This is a genomic window from Lentzea waywayandensis (assembly GCF_900115955.1).
Lineage (GTDB): Bacteria > Actinomycetota > Actinomycetes > Mycobacteriales > Pseudonocardiaceae > Lentzea > Lentzea waywayandensis.
Window position 1 is genome coordinate 58,739 of record NZ_FOYL01000022.1, and the last position, 17,985, is coordinate 76,723.

General features: G+C 68.6%; 23 protein-coding genes and 3 pseudogenes. 10 read left to right on the forward strand and 16 right to left on the reverse strand.

The window, feature by feature from the left end; all coding sequences use genetic code 11:
* The first annotated feature begins 47 nt into the window (after positions 1 to 47).
* Both BM417_RS44920 and BM417_RS48345 read left to right on the forward strand, forming a co-directional pair.
* On the forward strand, positions 48 to 494 hold the full coding sequence (locus tag BM417_RS44920; RefSeq protein ID WP_093606241.1) for a GNAT family N-acetyltransferase: 447 nt from the start codon (positions 48 to 50) through the stop codon (positions 492 to 494).
* A 359-nt stretch (positions 495 to 853) separates the two neighbouring features.
* Positions 854 to 1,021, forward strand: coding sequence for a hypothetical protein (locus BM417_RS48345; RefSeq protein ID WP_177320975.1), 168 nt, complete (start codon positions 854 to 856; stop codon positions 1,019 to 1,021).
* Between the two features lie 78 nt (positions 1,022 to 1,099).
* Here the strand turns inward: BM417_RS48345 and BM417_RS44930 are convergent, their stop codons facing one another.
* The 5 genes and pseudogenes from BM417_RS44930 to BM417_RS44950 all read right to left on the reverse strand — a co-directional run.
* A complete protein-coding gene (locus tag BM417_RS44930; protein WP_093606242.1) occupies positions 1,100 to 1,972 on the reverse strand; it encodes a serine hydrolase in 873 nt (290 codons plus the stop codon).
* A gap of 170 nt (positions 1,973 to 2,142) precedes the next feature.
* The gene (locus tag BM417_RS44935; protein ID WP_093606243.1) at positions 2,143 to 3,006 is read right to left on the reverse strand and encodes an ATP-binding cassette domain-containing protein; all 864 of its coding nucleotides are present in this window, start codon (positions 3,004 to 3,006) and stop codon (positions 2,143 to 2,145) included.
* Positions 3,003 to 3,401: a GntR family transcriptional regulator gene (locus tag BM417_RS44940; RefSeq protein ID WP_218164777.1), complete on the reverse strand. Its 399-nt coding sequence runs from the start codon at positions 3,399 to 3,401 to the stop codon at positions 3,003 to 3,005. The genes BM417_RS44935 and BM417_RS44940 overlap by 4 nt, the downstream gene beginning before the upstream one ends.
* A gap of 45 nt (positions 3,402 to 3,446) precedes the next feature.
* Positions 3,447 to 4,424 carry an ABC transporter permease subunit gene (locus BM417_RS44945; protein ID WP_093606245.1) on the reverse strand — a complete coding sequence of 326 codons (978 nt, stop codon included), beginning with the start codon at positions 4,422 to 4,424 and terminating at the stop codon, positions 3,447 to 3,449.
* A 227-nt stretch (positions 4,425 to 4,651) separates the two neighbouring features.
* A pseudogene (locus BM417_RS44950) lies at positions 4,652 to 5,164 on the reverse strand (ATP-binding cassette domain-containing protein); the annotation flags it as partial.
* A gap of 375 nt (positions 5,165 to 5,539) precedes the next feature.
* Here BM417_RS44950 and BM417_RS44955 point away from each other — a divergent pair.
* Both BM417_RS44955 and BM417_RS50435 read left to right on the forward strand, forming a co-directional pair.
* A complete protein-coding gene (locus tag BM417_RS44955) occupies positions 5,540 to 6,034 on the forward strand; it encodes a hypothetical protein (RefSeq protein ID WP_093606246.1) in 495 nt (164 codons plus the stop codon).
* Positions 5,964 to 6,245 (forward strand): annotated as a pseudogene (locus tag BM417_RS50435) (hypothetical protein); the annotation flags it as partial. The gene BM417_RS44955 and the pseudogene BM417_RS50435, both read left to right, overlap by 71 nt.
* Positions 6,246 to 6,359: 114 nt before the next feature.
* Here BM417_RS50435 and BM417_RS44965 read toward each other — a convergent pair.
* Entirely contained in the window at positions 6,360 to 7,298 is a 939-nt protein-coding gene (locus BM417_RS44965; RefSeq protein ID WP_245822845.1) for an alpha/beta fold hydrolase, read from the reverse strand.
* A gap of 84 nt (positions 7,299 to 7,382) precedes the next feature.
* Between BM417_RS44965 and BM417_RS44970 the strand changes: the two genes are divergently transcribed.
* Positions 7,383 to 7,970 (forward strand): TetR/AcrR family transcriptional regulator, encoded by a 588-nt coding sequence (locus BM417_RS44970; RefSeq protein WP_177320976.1) that lies wholly within the window; start codon positions 7,383 to 7,385, stop codon positions 7,968 to 7,970.
* Positions 7,971 to 8,081: 111 nt separating this feature from the next.
* Here BM417_RS44970 and BM417_RS44975 read toward each other — a convergent pair whose 3' ends face one another.
* Complete coding sequence (locus BM417_RS44975; RefSeq protein ID WP_093606248.1) at positions 8,082 to 8,915, reverse strand: enoyl-CoA hydratase/isomerase family protein; 834 nt, start codon at positions 8,913 to 8,915, stop codon at positions 8,082 to 8,084.
* Positions 8,916 to 9,021: 106 nt separating this feature from the next.
* Here BM417_RS44975 and BM417_RS44980 point away from each other — a divergent pair, with 106 nt between their 5' ends.
* The 3 genes from BM417_RS44980 to BM417_RS44990 all read left to right on the forward strand — a co-directional run bounded on the left by BM417_RS44980 (position 9,022) and on the right by BM417_RS44990 (position 10,200).
* Entirely contained in the window at positions 9,022 to 9,429 is a 408-nt protein-coding gene (locus BM417_RS44980; RefSeq protein ID WP_093606249.1) for a winged helix-turn-helix transcriptional regulator, read from the forward strand.
* Between the two features lie 408 nt (positions 9,430 to 9,837).
* Positions 9,838 to 10,002, forward strand: coding sequence for a hypothetical protein (locus BM417_RS48350; RefSeq protein ID WP_177320977.1), 165 nt, complete (start codon positions 9,838 to 9,840; stop codon positions 10,000 to 10,002).
* A gap of 3 nt (positions 10,003 to 10,005) precedes the next feature.
* A complete protein-coding gene (locus BM417_RS44990) occupies positions 10,006 to 10,200 on the forward strand; it encodes a hypothetical protein (RefSeq protein WP_093606251.1) in 195 nt (64 codons plus the stop codon).
* A gap of 37 nt (positions 10,201 to 10,237) precedes the next feature.
* Here BM417_RS44990 and BM417_RS44995 read toward each other — a convergent pair whose 3' ends face one another.
* From BM417_RS44995 to BM417_RS45015, 5 genes are all read right to left on the reverse strand, one after another.
* Positions 10,238 to 11,080, reverse strand: coding sequence for a trypsin-like serine protease (locus BM417_RS44995; protein ID WP_245822847.1), 843 nt, complete (start codon positions 11,078 to 11,080; stop codon positions 10,238 to 10,240).
* A gap of 86 nt (positions 11,081 to 11,166) precedes the next feature.
* The gene (locus tag BM417_RS45000; protein ID WP_093606253.1) at positions 11,167 to 12,066 is read right to left on the reverse strand and encodes an NADP-dependent oxidoreductase; all 900 of its coding nucleotides are present in this window, start codon (positions 12,064 to 12,066) and stop codon (positions 11,167 to 11,169) included.
* Between the two features lie 80 nt (positions 12,067 to 12,146).
* Entirely contained in the window at positions 12,147 to 12,410 is a 264-nt protein-coding gene (locus tag BM417_RS45005; protein WP_093606254.1) for an anti-sigma factor, read from the reverse strand.
* 118 nt (positions 12,411 to 12,528) lie between these two features.
* A complete protein-coding gene (locus BM417_RS45010; RefSeq protein ID WP_093606255.1) occupies positions 12,529 to 13,122 on the reverse strand; it encodes a hypothetical protein in 594 nt (197 codons plus the stop codon).
* A 34-nt stretch (positions 13,123 to 13,156) separates the two neighbouring features.
* Complete coding sequence (locus BM417_RS45015) at positions 13,157 to 13,798, reverse strand: RNA polymerase sigma factor (RefSeq protein ID WP_093606256.1); 642 nt, start codon at positions 13,796 to 13,798, stop codon at positions 13,157 to 13,159.
* Between the two features lie 135 nt (positions 13,799 to 13,933).
* Here BM417_RS45015 and BM417_RS45020 point away from each other — a divergent pair, with 135 nt between their 5' ends.
* Both BM417_RS45020 and BM417_RS50475 read left to right on the forward strand, forming a co-directional pair.
* Positions 13,934 to 14,149 (forward strand): hypothetical protein, encoded by a 216-nt coding sequence (locus tag BM417_RS45020; protein ID WP_093606257.1) that lies wholly within the window; start codon positions 13,934 to 13,936, stop codon positions 14,147 to 14,149.
* Positions 14,077 to 14,253 (forward strand): annotated as a pseudogene (locus tag BM417_RS50475) (IS982 family transposase); the annotation flags it as partial. The gene BM417_RS45020 and the pseudogene BM417_RS50475, both read left to right, overlap by 73 nt.
* 44 nt (positions 14,254 to 14,297) lie before the next feature.
* Here BM417_RS50475 and BM417_RS45030 read toward each other — a convergent pair.
* The 4 genes from BM417_RS45030 to BM417_RS45050 form a co-directional block, all read right to left on the reverse strand.
* Entirely contained in the window at positions 14,298 to 14,996 is a 699-nt protein-coding gene (locus BM417_RS45030; RefSeq protein ID WP_218164773.1) for an SAM-dependent methyltransferase, read from the reverse strand.
* 184 nt (positions 14,997 to 15,180) lie between these two features.
* Positions 15,181 to 16,521 carry a glutamate decarboxylase gene (locus tag BM417_RS45035; RefSeq protein ID WP_407656223.1) on the reverse strand — a complete coding sequence of 447 codons (1,341 nt, stop codon included), beginning with the start codon at positions 16,519 to 16,521 and terminating at the stop codon, positions 15,181 to 15,183.
* A 655-nt stretch (positions 16,522 to 17,176) separates the two neighbouring features.
* Complete coding sequence (locus BM417_RS45045; protein WP_218164774.1) at positions 17,177 to 17,452, reverse strand: hypothetical protein; 276 nt, start codon at positions 17,450 to 17,452, stop codon at positions 17,177 to 17,179.
* 201 nt (positions 17,453 to 17,653) lie between these two features.
* The coding region (locus tag BM417_RS45050; RefSeq protein ID WP_218164775.1) for an integrase core domain-containing protein at positions 17,654 to 17,985 on the reverse strand (332 nt) is incomplete at its 5' end.

Consider the following 17,985-nt stretch of genomic DNA (forward strand, 5'->3'; position numbering starts at 1 on the left):
ATCTTCACGTCACAAAACCAGTGGACACCGCCCACCACACTAGGCAGATGAACCGGACTGTGTACCGGCGCGCGCCAGGCCCGGTGCCCGACTCGCCGCAGAACCTCCGCCTCGTCGACGACCGGGACGACGCCGCCCTCGCCGTCCTCATGGAACGCGCCTATGCAGGCACGATCGATGAGCACCTCGGCGGCAACAGCGACGGGGCCGTGGAGATCGCGGGCTGGCGGCAGAACGCGGTGCCGCGCGCGAGTTTCGTGGTCCTTCGAGAAGGCAGGATCGCGGCCGCCTCGCTGATCTCCTTGAACGACAAAGACTTCTGGCTCGCCTACGTCATCACGCATCCAGAGTGGAAGGGCCATGGCCTTGGCACCGCGGTGGTTGCTGCATCGCTGCGAGCCCTCGACGCCCCGGTGTTCGCCGGGGTCACCGACGGCAACACCCCCTCGGAGCGACTCCTCACCACCCTCGGCTTCACGCCCGTGCCTCGCTGATCGGCTCCCGGTCCCCGGTCGCCAGAGCAATGGGTCGCGCAACAACGCAAGCGCTCGCTTGCGCCGAGCAAGCCCCGCCGAGGTGTCGCGCCCATCCTCACGTTGAGCCAGTGACAGCGCCTCCAGCCGGTCCTCCGCGGTCGTACGCCTGCAGCCACGACGTCAGCAACGGCCGATGCGCCGACTCAGACAGCCGCCGCACTACCTCCGGTCCGGCGCCAATGTCGGCGAGCAGCGCCAGTTCGTCGGCACGCGCCCTCGCCCAAAGCGCCCTGACTGGTGGGATCGATCCAACCCCGCGCCGCACGACCGTTACGTGGGCCCACTTCTTGCGTTCGCAGACTGAGGCGATCCTGGCGATGGACTTCATCGAAACGGTCACGCTGACCGGTCAGCGCCACGACATTCGCGCCGCCATCCACCATGCCGGCCGGCGCGCACGCATACGCGGCGCCACCGCACACCCCACCTACGCATGGGTCACTCAGGCCAGCGGAGTCATCCACGAGTATCACCATGTCGCTTAACCTGCACGGATGGGGTTTTCGGCACGCACAATTCCGGCACGGACGTGGCTGTGATGCTCCGCTGTCCGTCGCGCGTGACTAACGCATCGTGCCGCGAAGGGCCTCAACGGCCTTGGTCAGCGCGGCGCTCATCGTCGCCAGGTCGACGTCCTTGCGCCAGGAGCTCAGCAACGTCACGACATAGGTGCCACCGAGCTTGACGAACCCCGTGCTGTTGAGCACTCGGCGATCGCCCGAGCTGCCCCAGCCCTGCTTGACCGCCCACGTCGCGTCCGGCAGGCCGCTGGGGATGCCGAAGTACTGGTCTACTCCGTCCGCCGCGGCGCGCGGAGCCTCGGACATCGCCGACGTCAGCAGCTCACGGTCTTCGGCCTCGAGGGCGCCGGCGATGTGGCGGTAGACGAGGGAGACGTCCGAGGCCGACAGCACCGTGCTGCCCCACTGTCCCGCGACCGCCGGGGGCCGGGTGTGGCGCAGGCCGAGCGCCTTGACCTGGCGAGCGATGATCTCGGACCCTCCACCGTGCTGCCACAACCGGCTCGCCACACCGTCGTCGCTGCGCGTCAGCATCGCGGTGATGTCGTTCTCCACCTCATCGGAATTCGTGGACGTTCTTTGCAGCAGGTCCAGTGCGATCAGCAGCTTCACCACGGAGGCCGCCGGTTGAGCGAGGTCGCTTTTCCAGGACAGAACCGTCGCACAGGTGTCCAGGTCGACGATCTCCATCGACAGCACCGGATCGTGTCCGGCGCTCAGGAGCGCCTGACGTGCCGTCTGCAGAGGGCGCACCTCACCCGCGACCGGTGTGAACTCGGCGCAGCGGGTGTGCCACTCGTCCGAGCCGGCCTGGCGAACGACTGCGACGAGGGCAGTGAGCAACACGATCACGAGGCCCGCCGAAACCACCCACCTGGTCCGGCTCTGCCGCTGTGGCGGCGTCCAGGTGGCCATCTTCGGAAACAGTTTTCGGGTAGGCGAGTCCACATCACCGTGCATGGCTGTGATCCATTCCGGAGGAGGGCAGCAGAAGGTGCACGGCTGACCCGAAAGGTGAGCCGTGTGAACGAGAATCAATCAGGTGCGGTCTCCCGGAAGATCAAGATCGGGAGACGGCGAGGCCGCTATCCGCGCGGAGCCGACGACCGAGCACGCGACGCGCGCAGGTAGCCCATCACCAGCGACTCCAGGTCGGGCTCCGCGTCCGTCCAGCCCTGGGGCGCGGGCCCGGAGTCCTTCAGCAGCAACGTGGCCTGGCGCTGGGTGCGGGTCGCGCTGACGAGCGTTCCCGCCACTGCGGACTCGTCGGCGGCCGGTCCGACCAGGATGCGATGGCGTGCCAGGACTTCCTCGATGTCGCCGTCGACCTGGACCCGGCCCTCGTCGACCAGGAGCATGTGGTCGCACACCTCGCGCAGGTCCGCGAGCAGGTGTGACGACATCACCACCGTGGTGCCCCGGTCGGCGACCTCCGCCATGATGATCCGCAGAGTCTCGTCGCGGGCCAGGGGATCGAGGTCGGACAACGGCTCGTCCAGCAGAAGCAGCCGGGGCAGCCGGCCCAGCGCCAGCGCGATGGCCACCTGCGTGCGGGTGCCCGCGGACAGCGTGCGGATCTTCGCCCCGTGGTCGACGCCGGCCTGCAGCCCGAGCACCTCCTGGACCCGCTCGGCGGACCAGCGGTCGTTCATGGCGGCCGCGACTCGCACTGTTTCGCGCACCGTGAGGTCGCTGTAGAGCGGCCGGTTCTGGGCCAGGAACGAGACGTCCGGATGAGTACCGCCGCGCACCGGCGTGCCGAAGACCTCCAGCTCCCCGGCCGTCGGGCGGACGAGGCCCGCGGCCATGCGCAGAAGCGTGCTCTTGCCCGCGCCGTTCGGCCCGACCAGGGCGATGACCTTGCCCTCCGGGAGGGCGAAGGTGCAGTCGCGGACCGCCCAGTGGCTGCGGTACCGCTTGCCGACCGAGTCGGCGCTCAACGGAATCATGATCGTTCCTCGACGGGGTAGTGCTCTTCGCGGACCGCGGAGTACAGGGCGTCGACGTCCTCGACGACCAAGCCGCCCTCCCGGGCGAGGCTCATCCAGCGAGCCAGTTCCTTGCGCAGCGGCGCGTCGTCGCCCGCGGTCGCCTCGGAGGCCAGCGACTTGGTCACGAAGGTGCCCAGACCGCGGCGGCCCTCCACGAGTCCTTCGCGTTCGAGCTCGCGGTAGGCCTTGAGCACGGTGTTGGGGTTGACGGCGGTGGCGTCCACCACCTCCCGTGCTGAGGGAAGCCGGTCGCCGGGGGCCAGCAGCCCCAGCCGCATGGCTTGCTCGACCTGGTGGACGATCTGCATGTAGGTGGAGACCCCGGAGTGCCGGTCGATCCGGAACTCGATCACGTCGGTCAGCATAGGTGCTCTCCCGCTCCGGGGCGTCCACCACACTCAGCTCTGCCTGCGCAGGGCCCAGACCGTGCCTGCCAGCAACAGCACCGCGAACCCTCCGAAGATCGCCGCGTCGTACAGGTGTGCCAGCCAGGCACTGCTTTCCGGCAGGACGAGCGCGTAGCTGTTCATGAGGCCGGACTCCCGCATGCACGCGAGGAATTCCTCCTGCCCTGGCGGCGTTCCCGACGGCGCCGTCCGGCACGCGTCGGACACGGCCAGGGACCGGGCCCGCGGCACCTCCAGCCCTGCGGCGTCGAGCCAGCCCGAGCCGACCTGCAGGCCACCGTCGCGCGCGGCCGGTGCGTCCACGGCCACCCGTCGCTCGCTCGGCACGAACCGGTTCACCTGCCCGACCAGGACGAAACGCACGGCGACGAACACGCCGAACGCCGCGGTCATCGCCACCAGGGTGCGGCGTGACACCACGCCGATGAAGGCGCCGAGCGCGAAGGCGAAAAGCGTGTACGCGATCGGCGAGACGTGGTCGATGCCGAAGTTGACGGGATTCCACGCACCGTTGACCCGTGGGCCCAGCGTGCCGGCCGCGGTCAGCCACCACCAGACCAGGTACTGCAACACCACCACGACGACCAGGGCGGGCACCAGCGCGACGACCAGCTTGCTGAGCATCCACCGGGTGCGGCTCACCGACTGGGTGAAGGCGAGGACGTGGGTGCCGTTCTCGAGCTCCTGGGCGAACAGCGGAGCCCCGATGAACACGCCGATCAGGATCGGCATCACGATGATCAGGATGCGTGCGATCTGGAAGAGGTTGCTCCAGTCGGCCAGGAACACGTTCTGCGCGTCCGACGCGCACGCGCTGCCTCCCCGCGCCGCGCATTGGGTCAGCTGCGCCGAGGTGATCGCGTCGACCATGTTCGAGCGCAGCAGCACGAGGACACCCGCGCCGACGACAAGCACCCCGAGAAGGGTGAGCAGCTGTACGCGCTGCAACCGGAACGATGCCCAGATCATGCCGCTGTCTCCTGTGCCGCCGCCGCACGCATGTGGTGCAGAACCAGTTCTCCTAGCGGGGTGCCGTTCGCGCTGAGCAGGTTGACGCCCCCGGCCAGCAGAATCTGTCCTCTGTGGAGCAACACGAGGTGGTCGCACACACCTTCCAGCTCCGCCAGCACGTGCGAGGACAGCACCACGGTAATGCCCTGGGACTTCGCTTCGGTCATCAACGCGCCCAGCACCGCCTCCCGCGCGAGCGGGTCCAGATCGGCCAACGGCTCGTCGAGCAGCAACAGCCGCGGCCGTTTCCCCAGCGCCAGAGCCAGGGCGACGCGAGTGCGCTGCCCACCGGACAGCGTGCCGACCTTCGCGGTGATCGGCACCCCGGCCTGCTCGATCAGGTACGAGGCGTAGCGCTGGTCCCAGGTGGGGTTCGTCCGCGCGCCGAACGTCAACGTCTCGGCAACGGTGAGCTGCGCGTACAACGGCTTCTGCTGGGCCAGATAGGACACCGCGGGATGCAGCCCCCTGCCGTTCGGCCGGTCGCCGAAGACGGCGATCGAACCGGCCGTCGGACGCAGCAGTCCCGTGATGAGCCCCATCAACGTGCTCTTGCCGGCACCGTTCGGGCCGACGAGGGCCACGACCCGGTTGCCGGGGATCGCCAGGGACGTCGGGCCCAGCGCCCAGCCCCTGCGGTACCTCTTTCCCGCGCCCTCGGCCAGGACCGGAAGCACGGGGCCGGCATGGCTTGGCATGGTCACGGCCACCTCCTCTCGTCATCGACGAACCGAAGGTAGCACGGTTCACTATTTAAATAGTGAACCGGGTGACCATCGCCTCCCGGAGGCAACCTGCGGGCTGCCGCAACGTCTCAGGCGGTGGGCGATGGGGGTGCCGGCTTATCCGTTCGCCTCCGTCGAACCGTTGCGCTCCAAGGCTTTCGCCTGGGACACGCGACACCGGACGTCTGTTCGAGGCCGCCACTACTCAATTCGTTCTGGCCTGTACGCCCGGACGACCTGGAGTCGCTGAACCGCTCCTGTGGTGCGCGGCGGATCGCATCTCGCGCTCGTGCACCGGTTGGAAATTGCGTTTCCCGGCTGATGGCTCGTGCCGACAATGATCGGGTGATGGAGACGGCGCGCCAGGCACTGGCGGTTCTGGTCGGTGAGCGGTGGCGCTACGCCGGTCGTGCCTGCGACCTGGTCTGGCTGGGGTTCGGACCGGACGTGGAGGTGACCGACCTCCGGGGTGGAACCCGCGAGGTCGCCGAGTACTCGCTGCACCTGCAGTGCTCGTGGCAGGTGTTCGCCGGGGAGAAGCGCGTGGCCGGTTCAGGCGACGTCTACCTGCCGCCGCGCGGGTGGAGCGGTGACGGCGACTTCGACTGGGACGTGCAGGGCACCAACAGGTTCGACGTCCGGGCCGCCGAACTGGCCACCTTCCTGGCCGACGAGGAGATCGTCGTGACGTCGGTCGAGGTGAGCGGGAGAGGTGACCTGACGGTGTTCCTCTCGGACGATCTGCGGATCGAAGCGCCGCGCGGGGACACGGATGCCGAGGACTGGCGGTTCTTCCGCCCCGGCACCGACGGCGACCACGTCGTCATGCCACCCGAAGACTGACATCCTGTCAGCGCCACGCCGGGTCGAGCGCCGTCAGGCAGGTCTGCGCCATCCACGGCAGCGCCCGCTCGGCGTGCTGATCAGCGGTGTGGTGGTCAGCCGATGGGCCTATCCGGGCAACGCGTTCGTGTTCGCCGCCCACCGCAATCGCGGCATCGGCACCGCCCTGCTCGACGCGCCCGTCGCACACGCACGTGCCCGCAGTTGCACCCGCATTGTCCTGTCACCCAGTGAACGCTCACCAGCGGGCCGACTTCGGTCCGGCCGACGTCCAAGGCCGCCAGCGAACGAGAAGCATGTCCGGTGTACCAGGGGCGGCGAGAGCTCAGCCGTGTGTCTCGCCTGCTATCGGGATGTCACCGAGGAAGTCCTCCAGGATCTCGGTGAACCGCGCCGGCTGCTCCTCGGCCACGTAATGGCCGCAGTCGTCGAGTACCGCCCCGGTGACATCGTCGGCAGCCAGTCGCATCGTCTCGGCGACCATCGCGCCGCTGTACCTTGCTCCACCGATGGCGAGTACCGGCAGCGTCAGCCGGGTCTTGGCGCGCTGCTCGTTCTGCGCGATCGTGTCGTCCAGCGCCCGGTAGTACGCGAAGCTCGCCCGCAGCCCGCGGGGATCCGCGACGATCGCATCGACGTAGACGTCGACGGCGTACGCGGGGATCGCGTCCGGGGTGGCAGCCTTCTTGGCGAACTGGTAGCCGAAGAAGAGCCGCTCCCGCCCCTGGACCAGCTCCTCGTTGAGGTCGGTGAGCCGGTTGAAGCCGAAGTGCCAGAGCCGCTGGTTGACCGCGGCCGGGCTGAAGACCGACGGGGTCGGCGTGAGACCAGGGATGATGGCGTCGACGACGGCGAGCCGGCCCACCCGATCGGGGTGATCGGCGGCGAGGGCGTATCCGGTCCACATGCCGATGTCGTGGCCGACCACGTCGAACCGGTCGTGTCCCAGCGCGGCCATCAGCGCGACCAGATCGGCGGCCAGCGTGCCGGCGTCGTAACCGTCGTCAGGCTTGTCGGAGAGCCCGGCCCCGCGCGAGTCGACGGCGACGACGGTGTGCTTGCGGGCGAGCGCGGGCATCACTTCCCGCCAGGCGTACCAGGTCTGTGGCCACCCGCCGATCAACAGCAGCGGCGGGCCCTCCCCGCCGGTGACCGCGTGTAGCCGCAGTCCGTTCAGCTGCACGAGCCGGCTGGTGAAGACGTCGGTGAACCCGTCAGGCAGCCGCAGCGAACTCAAGCTCGTCGTGCCGTCGGCCGTACCCATCTTGGAACGATCGGTGCAACTTGTCATGGCGGGGACCCTACACATCTTGAAACGATTGATACAAGATGTGTAGGGTCACGAACCATGGTGGGCCGCAAGCAATTCGACGTGGACGAGGCGTTGCGACGCGCGATGCACGTCTTCTGGCGCTGGGGCTATTCGGAGGCCTCGATCGATCGCCTGACCGAGGGCACGGGCCTGGGCCGGAGCTCGCTCTACGCCACCTTCGGCGACAAGAGCACCCTCTTCCGCAAAAGCCTTCAACGGTACGTGCAGACCTATCACCCGCTGTACGACCAGGCGCTGTCCGGCCCCCACTCGAACCCGAGCGCCGTTGTGGCCGCCTACCTGCAGGTCACCCTGAACCGCATCGCCGACCCGACGGTCCCGGACGGCTGCCTGCTCACGGTGTCGGCAACGCAGTTCCCGGCCCTCGACCCGGAGAGCCAGACGATGGTCCGCGCCGTGATCGACGGTGTGCGGGCGATGCTCGAGCAGGCGTTGCGGGCAGCGGGGGTCGATGACCAGGAGGCTGCAGAGCTGGCGTTGTGCACGCTGGCAACGAACAAATCCCTGGCGGTGCTGAGTCGCGCCGGCTTTTCGAACGAAGACCTGACAACCGTCGCCGCGGCCGCCGCCCGCTATCCCCGAGTGACCACATCCACTCCTTGAGCAGCGCGATGGACACCGCTGTCGTGCGTTTTTTGCGGACGCCGGAGGCCCGTGGCCCAGCCCGAGCAACTCCTGGCCTGCCTCCACCGGCAGGTCACTGTCGTGTGAGGCTCAGCTTGCGATGGTGCGCATCAGCGTTTCGAGGTTGCGCTCACCTTCGCGTGTTTGGACCCCGTTCGGCAGCGCCGCGTCCATCAGCTTCTGCACGGCCGGCGATTCGACCTGCGTTGCCCAGGCGTCGTGCTCGCGCAGGTATCCGGAGGTGAGGTCGTCGGCGGGCAATGCGCGCTTCACCGCGGCGATGACTCCTTCAGGTAACGCGGCGATGTTGCGGGCGATTCGGTCGACGACGCCGCGCAGCTCGGCTGCGGGCACGGCGCGGTTGATCCAGCCATAGGCCGCGGCGGTCTCGGCGTCGAACAGGTCGGCGGCCAGGACGATCTCCAGGGCGCGGTTGCGCCCGACCCGCTCACGCAGGTACTGCGTGCCGCCGCCACCTGGAACGATGCCCATGAGCGCCTCGATCTGGCCGAGCCCGGCCGTCTCGGCCGCGGCGAAGGCCATGTCCGCGGCCGCGACGAACTCCGCGCCACCGCCACGGGCCTTGCCCGCGAGCTCGACGATCGTCACCTGGGGCTGGCGGCGCAGCAGCTCGCCGACGGCCTGGAACACGTTGACACCCGCCGGAGCGGCCTTGGCGAGCTCGTCGAGTCCGTCCGCGTCCTCCAGGATCAGCATGTCGACGTGGGCGAGGAAGAACTCCGGGTCGGCGCTGGCGAAGACGATGACCCGGACCGACGGGTCATCGCGGAACCCGTCGAACAGGGTGCGCAGCTCCCGCATCATCGTCGCGCTGAGCACGTTCACCGGTGGGTTGTGCAGCACGACGCGGGCAACACCGCGATCGGTGCTCACCTGCAGAGTCGAGTAGGGCTGGTCGGTCATCACGAATCCCTCGCGTTACTGATAGGCATGTAGGTTTGCGATGCATACCTACACTGGTCAGAACGCTGGTATAGATCAAGAACGCACTTCGGGAGAACCAGAGATCATGAGGGATACCTACCTGCTCGGCGAGGCCGCGAACGTCACCGGCGGCCAGGTCGTGTTCCGCTCGGAGTGTCCCAGCAGGCCGATCCTCGACCAGATCGCGGACAAGTGGTCCATGATGATCATGGCGGTGCTGGAGCGGCCGACGCGGTTCAACGAGCTCATGCGCCGGCTGGAAGGGGTCACTCAGCGGGTGCTCACCCAGTCGCTGCGACGTCTGGAACGCAATGGGATGATCCGCCGCACCGTACTGCCGACCTCGCCGGTCGGCGTCGAGTACTCCCTGACCCCGCTGGGCGAGTCATTGCGCGAGCCGTTCGGACATCTCTACGCCTGGACTGTCGAACACAGCGCGCAGATACAGCAAGCCCAGCAGGCCTACGACCACGGCACCACGCCCACTGCGTGAGTTCAGCGGTACGTCGAACCAGTCGGGCAACGCTCACCTGACCTCCACGCGTCACCAGAAGCTGGCCTCCGGTCACGCGGAACGCGCCCACTACCGGTCGTTGTCCATCGATGTGGTGTCGGCGGAGCAGGCTCGGTGCGGGGCTGGCCTGCTGACATCGTCGGCGCGGTGGTCAAGGCGCTCGGCCTGCGCCACACCCGGCCCCCGACGGTCGCGGGACAGTGGGGCAGCACGGTGCTGTCGGCCTCGGACGTCTCCCTCGTCCGGCACTACCTCGTTCGCACCTGGCCGCAGCCGACCTGGAACGGACAATCACGAGTCGCCAGGCGGAGTGTCAGTTGGACGGTGAGGTTCACGGGTGTGTGGCCGGCCCGTTCCGCCGTCTGCAGCCGGTAGGGCTCCTTGTCGATGGCGATCGCCGCCGTCGCCTTCTCCACCTGGGCGCTGCTCACGCTTCCGCTGCAGGGCGCCGTGATCCTCGTGGTGGCCAGCGTTCTCGGCTGGAGCGGCTGGTTGACCTTCAGCGACGTCCGTCCGGTGCGATCCAGGAAGGTGATCGCCACCTACCCGTGAGCGGTGGGCTTCCAGCTCATCCACATGGCCGAGGGGTACACGGGCGGCTTCCCGCACGAGATCGTGGAGCTGTTCGACTCACCGCGGGACTGGCCGGAGCGGGAGTTCCTGCTTGTGTTCGGCCTCGGCTCGCCCTACCGGATCCAGGAGCACCGGCTGCTCAAGGCGGAGGAGCAGCGGGTGCCCGAACCGCGGTGAGACGGATTTCCGCCGTCTCACCGCGGGTGGTGCTCGATCAGGGCAGCGTGACGAAGGGGCGCAGGAAGTCCCGCGCTCCGGGGGTGTCGAGGCGGTAGACGACGTTGGTCGCGTAGCAGGGCGTGTCACCGGTGATCGTCGTGGCGGCGAGGGTCAGCTTGCCGTCGATCGTGGCGAAGTTCGGGCCGCCGGAGTCGCCGTAGCAGGCGCCACCGTTGCCCTGCGGCGCGGTCATGGCGAGCCGCACCCACGCGTTGTTCAGCGCGTTGAACGTCACCGGTGCCTTCATTCGGACACCGCCACCGGGGTGGGTGTGTCCGCCGGGACCGCGGCGGGCCTCCTGCGTGCCGTAACCGGCGACCTGCCACGGCGTGTCGTCGAGCCCCTGCGGGCCGAGCTGACCCAGCCGGTCCGCTGTGGGCAGCTTCGCCGGTGTGAACGACCACCGTGCCCTCATCTGCTGCGCCGGCACCTGCACCACGGAGATGTCGTGGGTGTCGTCGGCCGAACCGGGGTAGGCGGGGTGGTTGTGCGCGGTACCGGGCACGGCGACCGCGGCGGCGATCTGAGCCGGCGTGCCGGGGGCGTTGTCCAGCGCGGACTGGACGTCCTGGTGCAGTGACACGTAGAACTTCACGTTCGCCGGCCAGTCACTGGTGCAGTGCGCGGCGGTGAGGAACGTGTCGGCGTCGATCATGGTTCCGCTGCAGACCCAGTCGACGCGGTCCGGGGTCGCCGGGTTGTCGTCGTTGTCCCAGGTTGCGACGAGCGCGCCGACCTCGGTGCGCTCGGGTGCGGGAGTGGCGTTGTAGGAGTTGATCGCGGATGCGGGCAGTGCGGCCACCGCGAGAAGAACGGCGGTGACCGCGGTCGTGCTCATCAAACGCATGGTGAAGCCCCTTCGACGGCGTGCGCGGATTCAACCTCCGCGCACGTCCCGGCGACAGCCTTCACAGATGACGTGCATCAGAGACTGATGATTACCTTGCCTCGGGTGTGACCGCCCTGGACGTGTGCGTGTGCGTCGGAGGCCTTCTCCGCCGGGTAGACGGCCTGGACTTGGGGGACGTAGGCGCCGGACGCGCCGAGCTCGGATGCGGCGTTGAGGTTCGCGGCGGCGTTCGCGTTGCCCGCCACGAGCGTGACGCCGAGGGCGGCGGCACCGAAGTCGGCGATCGTCGCGACCCGCGAGGCGTCACCGACGATGGCCACGAGGTCGGCCAGCGAGCCGGAGCCCGCGGTGTCGAGGGCGACGTCGACCCCGTCCGGTGCGACGGCGGCGACCCGCTCGGCCAGGCCTTCGCCGTAGGTGACCGGCGTGGCGCCGAGTTCGCGGAGGAAGTCGTGGTTGGTCTCGCTCGCGGTGCCGATCACCGTGGCGCCACGGGCGACCGCGATCTGCACGGCGGTGGAGCCGACCCCACCGGCCGCGCCCTCGATGAGCACGGTTTTGCCGGAGAGGTCGCCGAGGACGTCGAAGCTCGCCAGGGCGGTCCCGGCCACCAGGCCTGCCGCGGCGGCCTGCTCCGCCGTCCAGGTGTCCGGCACGGGAGCCCAGGCGTTGAGGACCGCGTGCTCGGCGGTGGTGGCGGTGCCGAGTCCGAACACCAGGTCACCGAGCTCGACGCCGGTGACGCCCTCGCCGACCTCGTCGACGGCGCCGGTCGCGTCGTAGCCGGTGATCGCGGGGAACGTGGTGGGGAAGTACTGGACCATGTAGCCGGCCCGGATTTTCAGGTCGACGGGGTTGACGCTCGCGGCCTGGACTCTGACCCGGACCTCGCCGGGTCCGGCGTGTGGTTCGGGAGCGTCTTCGACGGCGAGGACCTGCGGGTCGCCGAACTCGTGGAAGCGCACTGCGCGCATGGCGGTCTGCCTTTCACTGGAAGGGATTCCCCCAGCACGGCTGACCACCAGTGTCACCCCGGCCGCACGGTGCGGCGAGGTCAACACCAGCCGGAAGTCCAGTGAAGTTCCCGCGCGGTGACCATGGACGGCACGGGCCGGTGGGTGCACAGGCGCTGGTTCGCCGCGGCGATGTCGGCTCTGAGCTCCTGCAGGAACAGGGCGCCGGGCAGCAGCGCGACGATCTCGCGTTGGCACTGCCGGCAGTCCTGGCTGTGCTGCCGGAACTCGTCGGTTTCCTCGTCGGTGAGCAGCTCCAGCAGGTAGCTGCCGACTGACACGGCGTGCGGGCAGTCGTCGGTCAAGGCTCGCCTCCACGTCCTGAGTAGGGGCGGACGAGCGGCGGCGTGTGGGGCAGGCCGCCGCCCGTCCTGGAACGGGCGGCCCGAGGGGAGAGATCGGGTCGCCGGAAAGGCTTGGGGGTCAGCGGTTCGAACGGCTGGGTTTGCCGGGCGCGTTGTCGGATCTGCCGGACTTGTCGGCGAGCAGGTCGGCGCAGAAGGCGGGCACCGCGTCGGCCCCGCCCGCGGCCATGATCAAGGCGCTGAACGCCGGGTTCTCGTGCGCTTTGCCGTGTTCGGCACCCGCGCCCGAGGTGTAGGCCTGGCACAGCCCCTTGAGCGACGGCGAGGGAGCAGCACCGTTGTCGCGCTTCTCGTCCGGTGTGCTCGGCTTCGTCTTCGTCGTGTCCGGCGTCGTGGTGACGACGTTCGTGCTGGTGGGGAGCACGGGTTCCTCGCGCGGCTGGCCGGGCAACGTGCCCGTCGCGGCGGCCAGCGCGATGCCACCCGCGGCGGCTGCGGCCACTGCGGCGATCTTCACCGTCAGCACGTTGGCCAGTGCGGTCTTGAGCATCCAGGGTCTCCGTCGCTGAGGGGCGGTGGCGAGACGGGCGTCGCGGAACGCCGCCATGGCGGCGCGCTCCCCAGCCAGTTCGTGCTCGCGCGCAGGAGCAGCCGCCGCCGCGAGCAGTTCGCTCAGGCGGTCGTTCCCGGTGCGTCGGCCGTGGTCGCTCATCTCATTTCCTTCAGCGTCAGGGCTCCGTTTTCTGTCACTCCGGTGGTGTTCGCCCTGGTGGGGGAGTTGCGTCGAGGTGTGCGGCAAGAGCGCGCAGGCCGCGATGCGCGGCGGTGCGCACGGCGCCGGGGCGTTTGCCGAGCACCTTCGCGGCGGCCTTCGCGTCCAGGCCGACGACGACCCGCAGGAGCACGGCCTCCGCCTGGTCCTTCGGCAGCCTGGCGATCAAGGCCAGCGCCGCGTCGGTGCCCGCGGAGTCCACCGCGGCCTGGGCGGTGTCCTCCTGCCCGGCGGGTTCGACCAGGTCGTCGAGGGTCCCGTGCACGACGGGCCGCCGCTGCTGGCTGCGCAGGTGGTCCATCGCGCGGTTGCGGGCGATCGTGGCCGTCCAGCCGCGGAACCCGTCGGCGTCCCCGCGGAACTTTCCCAGGTCCCGCGCGATGTGCAACCAGGCGTCGGACGCGACGTCCTCCGCGTCCGCTCCCACCAGCACCCGGAGGTACCGCAGCAGCCTCGGCTGGACGTCCCGGTAGAGGGCGCGGAAGGCGTCCTCGTCACCCCGGCAGGCCGCGGTCAGGACGTCGTCGGCCGATGTGTCCGCAGTGGACGCCCTGATGGTCGCGCGGCGCGGGACGGAGATCTCACCACCGTCGCCGAACCCCGCTGCACTCCGCACCGCGGCATCCTGAACGAACGTTCGCCCGATGCCAAGTCCTTGTCATCGAGCCGGATGTGTACTAAGGACACCGGCGGGCCAGTTAGTCCACAGAGGACTCTTTGTTGCCCTCATCACCCGCGCAACGCACGTGACGTGCGCAGGCTGCTCGACCCCGCCGACAGCACGGTGATCCCCCAGGAACTGCGCCGGGTGGAACAGGTCGTCGCCAACTTCGCGACCTGCCGCTGGGTGTTCCTCGGCCTGATCCTGCTCGCCGTCGTACCGCTGATCCTCGTGAAGGCTTCAACCAGACCTTCAAAGGCCAGCTCGAGCTGGAACGCCACATCGGACGCACTCCGGCCGGCGTGATGGTCCGCGTCCTGCACCGCGTGCTCGCTCTGAACGCCGCGATCTGGCACAACGGCAGGACCGGACAACCAGTCAAGCGATCACTGGCCGCCTACGATCACTGACCCCTTGGAATCAACCGTCTAGCGGGACGAGTCAAGGGTTTCCCTCAGGACACCTCAGTCGATGCCGGGGGAGGTGTGCGCCGCAGCAGGAGAACGACGAACCCGAGAAATCCGCGGTAGCCGCCCAGCCAGCTGGTGCGGTGGGCCGCTGACATCTGAAGAGCGCGGTCGCTGTCGGGGTGTTCGGGATTGTCGAGGGCCCACCGGGCGAGGGTGCCGGTCCAGCACCATTCGTACTCGTCCCACTCCGCGATGGTGCTGGTGTATCCGTAGACCGGTGTCCATCCGTCGGCGACGACTTGGGCCACGGTGGTCGGGAGATCCGCGTACTTCTGCGGACCGTCCTCCTGTTGCGCTCGGACAGCAGCGTCGGGCTCGCGCTCCCAGAAGCAGTCGCCGAGCAGGAGCATCCCGTCTTCGGTGAGATGCTCGCGAGCGGCGTTCAACGTGGGGAGCAGCCCGCCGAACGCGTAGGCGGCTCCCACGCTGAGCACCAAGTCCGCTTTCCTGGCCGACCGGTACTCGGCGACGTCCTGGCGGTGCAGTTCGAGCCGATCTTCCAGACCGAGCCGGGCGGCCTCGCTGAGGACGTGGTCGAAGCCTTCACCCGAGATGTCGACTCCGACAGCCGTTACGCCGCCGTGCGCCTCTAGCGCGCGTAGCAACCAGGTGCCGTCGCCGCAGCCCAGATCGAGCAGGTGATCGTCCTGCCTGCGGATGGCCCGATGGAGAAGGTGCTCCACTGTGCTGTCGCTCAGTGGAGCCGAAATCGGATGGTCAGTGTGCGCGATAGCGCTGAGTTCGCGTCGATCCACCAGCGCTGTCTAGCAGAATCCGGATCTTGTGTCGCAGGTATTCGGCGGTGGTGATGTTGGCACTACCTGGGAAGGTCCGACTGCGACGAGAGGACCGCCCTTCTCGCGCGAGTCAGGACTTGTGCACGTCGGCGCCGTGAGAGAAGGCGGCGCCCTGGGTGTGTCGCGGCTGTTGCTGGGCCTGCAGGACGGGCAGGCAGCGGGTGAGGTCGTCGAGGAGGAGGTCGGCGAGGTCGTGGGTGAAGCCGTTGCGGACCACGACCCGTAGGACTGCGAGGTCTTCGCGGTTGGCCGGGAAGGTGTAGGCGGGGAGGAGCCAGCCGCGTTCGCGCAGGGCGGCGGAGACGTCGAACACGGAGAAGCGGTCGTCGTTGACCGTGAAGGCGAAGACGGGCAGTTGGTCGCCGCGGGTGAGGAGCCGGAACGGGCCGAGGCCTTCGATGCGGGCGGCGAGGCTGGTGGCGACGTCGCGGCTGTAGTTCTGGACGCGGGTGTAGCCCTCCAGGCCCAGTCGGAGGAACGAGTAGTACTGGGCGGCGACCTGGGCGCCGGGGCGGGAGAAGTTGAGCGCGAAGGTGGGCATGTCGCCGCCGAGGTAGTTGACGTGGAACACGAGGTCCTCCGGCAGCGCGGCGGCGTCGCGCCAGAGCACCCAGCCGACGCCGGGGTAGACCAGTCCGTACTTGTGGCCGGAGGTGTTGATCGAGACGACCCGCGGCAGCCGGAAGTCCCACTCCAGTTCGGGATCGCAGAACGGGGCGATCATCGCGCCGGACGCGCCGTCCACGTGCACCGGGATGTCCCAGCCCCGGTCGGCCCGCACCGCGTCCAGGGCGGCGCAGATCTCGGCGACCGGCTCGTAGCTGCCGTCGAACGTGGAACCGAGCACGGCGACCACGCCGATCGTGTTCTCGTCGCAGTGCTCGGCGACCTGATCGGCGGTGAGGTGGAAGCGATCGCCTTCCATCGGTACCAACCGGCACTCGACGTCCCAGTAGTTCGCGAACTTCTCCCAGCACACCTGGACGTTGATGCCCATGACGATGTTCGGCCGGTCGACCGGCAACGAGGCCGCGCGGCGCCGGTGCTGCCAGCGGCGTTTCATCGCCAGGCCCGCGAGCATGCACGCCTCGCTGGAACCGGTGGTGGAACAACCGGTCGGCTGGTCCGCGTCGGGCGCGTGCCAGAGCGCGGCGAGCATCCGAACACAGCGTTGTTCCAGCTCGGCGGTGCGCGGGTACTCGTCCTTGTCGATCATGTTCTTGTCGACGCACTCGGCCATCAGCGTCGCGGCCTGCGGTTCCATCCAAGTCGTGACGAAGGTCGCGAGGTTGAGCCGGGAGTTGCCGTCGAGCATCAACTCGTCGTGCACCACCTGGTAGGCGGTGTCGGGGTCGAGCTCGCCGTCCGGCATTCGGTTCCTGGGGATGCTGCCGGGCTCGCGGATGAACACGGGGTTGGCCTCGACGTGGGAACGGGCGTGGTGGCGCGGGTCTGACGGGTGGATGAGCGGCACGACGACTGCCTTCCGCGAGTGGGTCGGATTCGGCCGTGGGGACCGAGCAGTGTGAAACCCTCCTCGGCCTAGGGACCATTCTCTCGGTATCGGGCGACCTCGCCACCGGACGCCGAGAGCACGAAGATCCCGAGCACGATGCAGCACGACGACGACCTGGCCCGATTCGAACGGACAGTGTGGGGCCGGCGGGTTGCCAGAGGGTCGTGTTGTTCTTCTCTCGCAGGCGAAGCAGACACCAGTGACGATCGACGTCGTCCTCGCGGAGCGCGAGTGCTCCGCTGAGGCGGCAGGCGGTCTCGGTCTGCGGTCGCAGGGTGAGTGCGTCGAGTGGAGTGTCGTTACCTGTTGTGGCGGCGATGTCGTTGATCGCGGCCAGCTCCGGGTTGGTGAGTGCTCTGCGCAGGGAGCGCTGTCGACTGGGTTTCGGTACGGCTGCGGCGGGGTAGTGCTGCACCGGAAGGAGTTCGTCGCGCAATTGCACGAGCCGAGATGAGAAAGGCAAGTCGCGCGCCCATCGATGGACCACGTAGCCGTGCTCGGTGTGTGAACGGTCCGCGGCAGATGGGGACGTCAGCGGTGGTGGCCCTGGTCAGCCCTTGCGGATCACTCGATAGATCGTCTCCGACTTCGGCGCGGGACGCGGCACGTTGTTCCAGCCGATCGCCTCGGCTCGTTGCGCGATCGCGGCCTTCACCGCGGCCGGATCCGTCTCGTCCTCGAAGAAGGCTATCGACAGGCCATTGCCCGTGGCCGGGTCAAGCAGGTGGTAGGCGTCGAGGACGCCTGGAACGGTCTTCGCCGCGTCGATCACCCATTGCCGGTCGTCATCGGGCATCGGCTCCCATACCGCGATACGTGCAATCACGAGTAACCACCTCCTGCGGCGTGAGTCGCTCCACGGGAGACTGGTGTTAGCTGGGTTCGGAAGCAAGGCGATGCTCCGCGAGTTCCACGCAGCGGAGCTGGGCGAGTGAGAAGCCGTAGGGCATCTTGGTGACCGCTTCGGAGACGCTCATCCGTGCGGGCTCCTCGCCTTGTCAAGTACCGGGTTTGATGGAGGGTGTGACTACCCGCTCGGTGTCGAGACGGGTGCGGTTGTGTGGTGATGGTTGGTCTCGTGTTCCACGGGCGGGATCAGGCCGAGTTCCCCGTGTAGCCGCCGGTGGTTGTACCAGTCGATGTATTCGGCGACGGCGATCTCGAGGTCGTCGGTGCCGCGCCAGGGGCCCTTGTTGCGGACCAGTTCGGCTTTGAAGATCGAGTTGAAGGCCTCGGCCATGGCGTTGTCGTAGGAATCTCCTTTGCTGCCAACGGATGCGACCGCTCCGGCCTCGGCCAGGCGCTGGGTGTAGCGCACAGCGAGGTATTGAGTTCCGCGGTCGGAATGATGAATCAGGT

What these genes read in the sequence shown, in the direction of transcription:
- BM417_RS44920 (WP_093606241.1), top strand. Translation starts at nt 48, where the DNA reads ATGAACCGGACTGTGTACCGGCGCGCGCCAGGCCCGGTGCCCGACTCG.
- BM417_RS48345 (WP_177320975.1), top strand. Translation starts at nt 854, where the DNA reads ATGGACTTCATCGAAACGGTCACGCTGACCGGTCAGCGCCACGACATT.
- BM417_RS44930 (WP_093606242.1), bottom strand. Translation starts at nt 1,972, where the DNA reads ATGGCCACCTGGACGCCGCCACAGCGGCAGAGCCGGACCAGGTGGGTG.
- BM417_RS44935 (WP_093606243.1), bottom strand. Translation starts at nt 3,006, where the DNA reads ATGATTCCGTTGAGCGCCGACTCGGTCGGCAAGCGGTACCGCAGCCAC.
- BM417_RS44945 (WP_093606245.1), bottom strand. Translation starts at nt 4,424, where the DNA reads ATGATCTGGGCATCGTTCCGGTTGCAGCGCGTACAGCTGCTCACCCTT.
- BM417_RS44955 (WP_093606246.1), top strand. Translation starts at nt 5,540, where the DNA reads ATGGAGACGGCGCGCCAGGCACTGGCGGTTCTGGTCGGTGAGCGGTGG.
- BM417_RS44965 (WP_245822845.1), bottom strand. Translation starts at nt 7,298, where the DNA reads ATGGGTACGGCCGACGGCACGACGAGCTTGAGTTCGCTGCGGCTGCCT.
- BM417_RS44970 (WP_177320976.1), top strand. Translation starts at nt 7,383, where the DNA reads ATGGTGGGCCGCAAGCAATTCGACGTGGACGAGGCGTTGCGACGCGCG.
- BM417_RS44975 (WP_093606248.1), bottom strand. Translation starts at nt 8,915, where the DNA reads ATGACCGACCAGCCCTACTCGACTCTGCAGGTGAGCACCGATCGCGGT.
- BM417_RS44980 (WP_093606249.1), top strand. Translation starts at nt 9,022, where the DNA reads ATGAGGGATACCTACCTGCTCGGCGAGGCCGCGAACGTCACCGGCGGC.
- BM417_RS48350 (WP_177320977.1), top strand. Translation starts at nt 9,838, where the DNA reads ATGGCGATCGCCGCCGTCGCCTTCTCCACCTGGGCGCTGCTCACGCTT.
- BM417_RS44995 (WP_245822847.1), bottom strand. Translation starts at nt 11,080, where the DNA reads ATGAGCACGACCGCGGTCACCGCCGTTCTTCTCGCGGTGGCCGCACTG.
- BM417_RS45000 (WP_093606253.1), bottom strand. Translation starts at nt 12,066, where the DNA reads ATGCGCGCAGTGCGCTTCCACGAGTTCGGCGACCCGCAGGTCCTCGCC.
- BM417_RS45010 (WP_093606255.1), bottom strand. Translation starts at nt 13,122, where the DNA reads ATGAGCGACCACGGCCGACGCACCGGGAACGACCGCCTGAGCGAACTG.